Origin of the sequence: Paracoccus sp. UBA5162 (assembly GCF_002413585.1) — a bacterium.
In the GTDB taxonomy this organism is placed as follows: domain Bacteria; phylum Pseudomonadota; class Alphaproteobacteria; order Rhodobacterales; family Rhodobacteraceae; genus Paracoccus.
In genome coordinates this window covers 39,276-43,186 of record NZ_DHXG01000063.1, presented here as the reverse complement: position 1 = coordinate 43,186, position 3,911 = coordinate 39,276, and the positions used below count along the sequence as shown (strand labels likewise).

Sequence of the window (3,911 nt, the reverse complement as noted above, 5' to 3'; positions counted from 1 at the left end):
GTGAACCACAGCGCGTAGGTCTGGCTGGTCTTCATCGGCGTGTAGTTGATGAAGACATATCCGCGTTCCTGGTCGATGGCGTGAAAAAGCGGGTTCCACCAGAAGTAGGGCAGCATGAAATTCGGCAGCACGTTGGCCACGAACATCTTGCCCGAGGCGAACATGTTGACGCGCTGATACAGGGTCGATGCGACGCCCGCGAATCGGGGCAGCCACGGCTTGATCGACAGGAACACCAGGCCGACCGCGCCGCCCGACATCCAGGCCACCAGAAGCATGGCCAGCGCGCCGACCGGACGCTCGATCTCGATCGGGGACAACAGCACGTGATAGAACCACAAGATGGTGATGATGCTGATGATCTGGCGATACAGCACCGCCAGAGCGGCCGCCGCGATCAGCACCGCCTGGTTCAAGGGCTCGTGTTTCAGCAATGCGCCTGCCCCGCCTGCCGTGGAGACGGCGTTGACCGCCCGGACATGGGTCATGAACAGGAAGATTCCCGACATCAGATAAAGCATGAAATCGCCGCGAAGGGGCGAGGTGCGGACGCCGACGACCAGGAAGATCAGCACGAAGGCCGCCATGAAGACAATGGCCTGGACGATGGTCATCAGCAGGCCGATGACGGCGTTGCGCTGTTCGTTGCGCAGATTGTAGACCGTCTGGTGATAGATCAGCGCCAGCGTGCCGCCGGCGGCCTGAAGCATGTTGCGGTTCTGTCGCTGAACGAACACCTTCGGGTCATGCTCCGTCATGAGGGGCGCGGCGCGCGGACAGTTTCGCCGACAGGCGCTTGCCCTGCCGGGTTTGCGCGATCATAAGAAGTCAGGCAGGTCCGGGCAATCGGCATGACCGGTCGAAAGGCCCGCTTTCGAAGGGAATCTGGATGCAATTTGATCTGTTGACCAGCGAAATGCGCCGTCTCGCCTTGCAGGCCGGGGCGAAGATCATGGAAATCTACGAAGCCGAGAATTTCGCCGTGCGCTCGAAATCGGACGATTCACCCGTGACCGAGGCCGACGAGGCCGCGGATGCGCTGATCTCGGCCGGTCTGCGCAGGGCGTTTCCGGACATCCCGGTCGTGACCGAGGAACAGGCCGCCACCCATGAACAGACGGCGCCGAGCTTCCTGATCGTCGATCCCCTGGACGGGACCAAGGAATTCGTGCAACGGCGCGGCGATTTCACCGTCAATATCGCCTATGTCCAGGACGGCATTCCGGTGCGCGGGGTCGTCTATGCCCCCGCCAAGGGGCGTCTGTTCTACACCACCGGCGACGGCCGGTCTGTCGAGGAACGCGGGCCCTTCGGCGAAAGTCCCGGCGCGACCGAGCCAGTCGGCGTCAACCCGACGCCGGACAATCGCGGTCTGATGGTGGTGGCCTCGAAATCGCATCGCGACGCGGCAACGGACAATTACATCGCCCGATACGCGCTGCGCGACATGACCAGCGCCGGATCGTCGCTGAAATTCTGTCTCGTGGCGACAGGCGAGGCGGATCTCTATCCGCGGCTGGGTCGGACGATGGAATGGGACACGGCGGCGGGCGACGCGGTGCTGCGCGGCGCCGGCGGCGAGGTGGTGCGTTTCGACGATCACACGCCGCTGGTCTATGGCAAACCCGGTTTTGAAAATCCGTTCTTCGTCGCCTTCGCGCCCGGCGTGCTGCTGGTCAAGGACTGAGATGTCGGTCGTCATCGTCATCCCGGCCCGCTTCGCCTCGACCCGCTATCCGGGCAAGCCGTTGGCCGAACTGACCGGTGCTTCGGGCCGCGCGCGCAGCCTGATCCGGCGCAGTTGGGATGCCGCCCGCGCCGTCGGCGGCATCGACCGCGTGGTTGTCGCCACCGATGACGACCGCATACGGGTCCATGCGGAGGGCTTCGGCGCCGAGGTGGTGATGACCGCCCCGGCCTGTCGCAACGGCACCGAACGCTGCGCCGAGGCGGTCGCGACGATGGGCATCTCGCCCGAGATCGTCGTCAACCTGCAGGGCGACGCGCCGCTGACCCCCGCCTGGTTTGTCGAGGAACTGGTCGCGGGCCTGCGCGCGGCCCCGCGATCCGATGTCGCGACGCCGGTGCTGCGCTGTTCGGGGCGGATGCGGGCCGAACTGATCGCCGATCGCCATGCCGGTCGCGTCGGCGGCACCACCGCCGTCTTCGGGCACGACATGCAGGCGCTGTATTTCTCGAAAGAGGTCATTCCTTTCGCGTCGGATGATGTCGGGCCCGACGCACCCAGTCCGGTCTTTCATCATGTCGGCGTCTACGCCTATCGCCCCGGCGCGCTGGCAGCCTATCCCGGATGGGACGAGGGTCGGCTGGAAAAGCTGGAAGGGCTGGAGCAGTTGCGTTTTCTGGAACGCGGCAGACAGATCCTGTGCGTCGAGGTGCAGGCGCGCGGCCGGCAATTCTGGGAACTCAACAACCCCCAGGACGTTTCGCGGTTGGAACGGATGATGTCCGATATGAAGATCGACTAGGCCGGGTCCGCCGGTTCGGGCCCGGGAACCCGGCAAGTGGCGGAAATGCGTCGAATGCGCACCGATGTCTTGGCGAGCCCTTGCCCGGGTTGCTAGGATGGCAGGTGTTGATGCTTGTGATTCCCCGGTGAAGTTGTCAGGTGCTGCTCAGGTCGGCGCGATGTCCGGCACAGTCTGAAGGAAAAGGTGCGATGGCGATGAAGCGTAAGGTGACCAAGGCGATTTTCCCGGTGGCGGGGCTGGGAACGCGCTTCTTGCCGGCAACCAAGAGCATCCCCAAGGAAATCATGACCCTGGTGGACCGGCCGTTGATCCAGTACGCGATCGACGAGGCTCGGGCCGCGGGCATTACCGAATTCATCTTCGTGACCTCTCGCGGGAAGGGCGCGCTGGAAGATTATTTCGATCATGCCCACGAACTGGAATCGAGCCTGAAGAAGGCGGGCAAGAATCATCTTCTGGACCTTCTGCGCACGACCAACATGGAATCGGGCGCCATCGCCTATATCCGTCAGCACAAGGCGCTTGGCCTCGGCCACGCGGTCTGGTGCGCACGCCGCCTTCTGGCCGATGATGAACCCTTCGCGGTGATCCTGACCGACGACGTCATCATGGGCGAACCGCCCTGCCTGCAGCAGATGATCGAGGCCTATGGCGAGACCGGCGGCAGCATGGTCGCCACGATGGAGGTCGCGCCCGAAAAAGCCGCGTCCTACGGCGTGCTTGATGTCAGCGAGGACATGGGCGCCATCGTCAAGGTGCGCGGCATGGTCGAAAAGCCGACCCCGGAGACCGCGCCATCGAACCTTGCGGTCATCGGGCGCTATATCCTTGCGCCGACGGTGATGCAGAACCTCAACAAGCTGAAGGCCGGTTCCGGCGGCGAGATCCAGCTGACCGACGCCATCGCTGATGAAATCGAAGCCGGGCGCGGCGTCTACGGTTTGCGATTCCGCGGCCAGCGGTTCGATTGCGGCTCGAAAGCGGGCTTCCTGCAGGCCACCGTCGCCTTCGGTCTGGACCGGGATGAGCTGAAAGAGGAATTCGCGGAATATCTGCACGACGTCATGTCGATGCGCCGCGCGGCGGAGTGACCGATGCCTGAAACGGTTCTCGTGACCGGCGGTGCCGGTTACATCGGCTCGCATGCCTGCAAGGCGCTGGCCACCGCCGGATATCGTCCGGTCGCGCTGGACAACCTTTCGACCGGCTGGCGTGACGCGGTGAAGTTCGGCCCGCTGGTCCAGGCCGATCTGATGGACCGCGCGGCCCTGGACGCGGCCTTCGCCGAGTATCGCCCGGTCGCGGTCATGCATTTCGCGGCGCTGAGCCAAGTGGGCGAGGCGATGAGCGAACCCGGCAGATACTGGCGAAACAATGTTGCCGGTTCGCTGAACCTGATCGAGGCGGCGGTCGCGGCGG

The 3,911-nt window shown here is 64.3% G+C and carries 5 protein-coding genes; 4 read left to right on the top strand and 1 reads right to left on the bottom strand.

Annotation, left to right across the window (positions count from 1 at the left end; genetic code table 11):
• A partial coding sequence (locus tag B4A72_RS09475) for an ABC transporter permease (protein WP_292978427.1) occupies positions 1–737 on the bottom strand: 737 nt, incomplete at its 3' end.
• Positions 738–889: 152 nt separating this feature from the next.
• Between B4A72_RS09475 and cysQ the strand changes: the two genes are divergently transcribed.
• From cysQ to B4A72_RS09455, 4 genes are all read left to right on the top strand, one after another.
• The gene (gene cysQ, locus B4A72_RS09470; RefSeq protein WP_292959153.1) at positions 890–1,687 is read left to right on the top strand and encodes a 3'(2'),5'-bisphosphate nucleotidase CysQ; all 798 of its coding nucleotides are present in this window, start codon (positions 890–892) and stop codon (positions 1,685–1,687) included.
• Position 1,688: 1 nt separating this feature from the next.
• Positions 1,689–2,489 (top strand): 3-deoxy-manno-octulosonate cytidylyltransferase, encoded by an 801-nt coding sequence (locus B4A72_RS09465; protein ID WP_292959152.1) that lies wholly within the window; start codon positions 1,689–1,691, stop codon positions 2,487–2,489.
• A gap of 197 nt (positions 2,490–2,686) precedes the next feature.
• On the top strand, positions 2,687–3,583 hold the full coding sequence (locus B4A72_RS09460; RefSeq protein ID WP_292959176.1) for a UTP--glucose-1-phosphate uridylyltransferase: 897 nt from the start codon (positions 2,687–2,689) through the stop codon (positions 3,581–3,583).
• Between the two features lie 3 nt (positions 3,584–3,586).
• On the top strand, positions 3,587–3,911 hold a 325-nt coding region (locus B4A72_RS09455), incomplete at its 3' end, for an NAD-dependent epimerase/dehydratase family protein (RefSeq protein ID WP_292978425.1).

Coding starts and splice junctions, on each gene's coding strand:
- cysQ (WP_292959153.1), top strand. CDS start 890: ATGCAATTTGATCTGTTGACCAGCGAAATGCGCCGTCTCGCCTTGCAG.
- B4A72_RS09465 (WP_292959152.1), top strand. CDS start 1,689: ATGTCGGTCGTCATCGTCATCCCGGCCCGCTTCGCCTCGACCCGCTAT.
- B4A72_RS09460 (WP_292959176.1), top strand. CDS start 2,687: ATGAAGCGTAAGGTGACCAAGGCGATTTTCCCGGTGGCGGGGCTGGGA.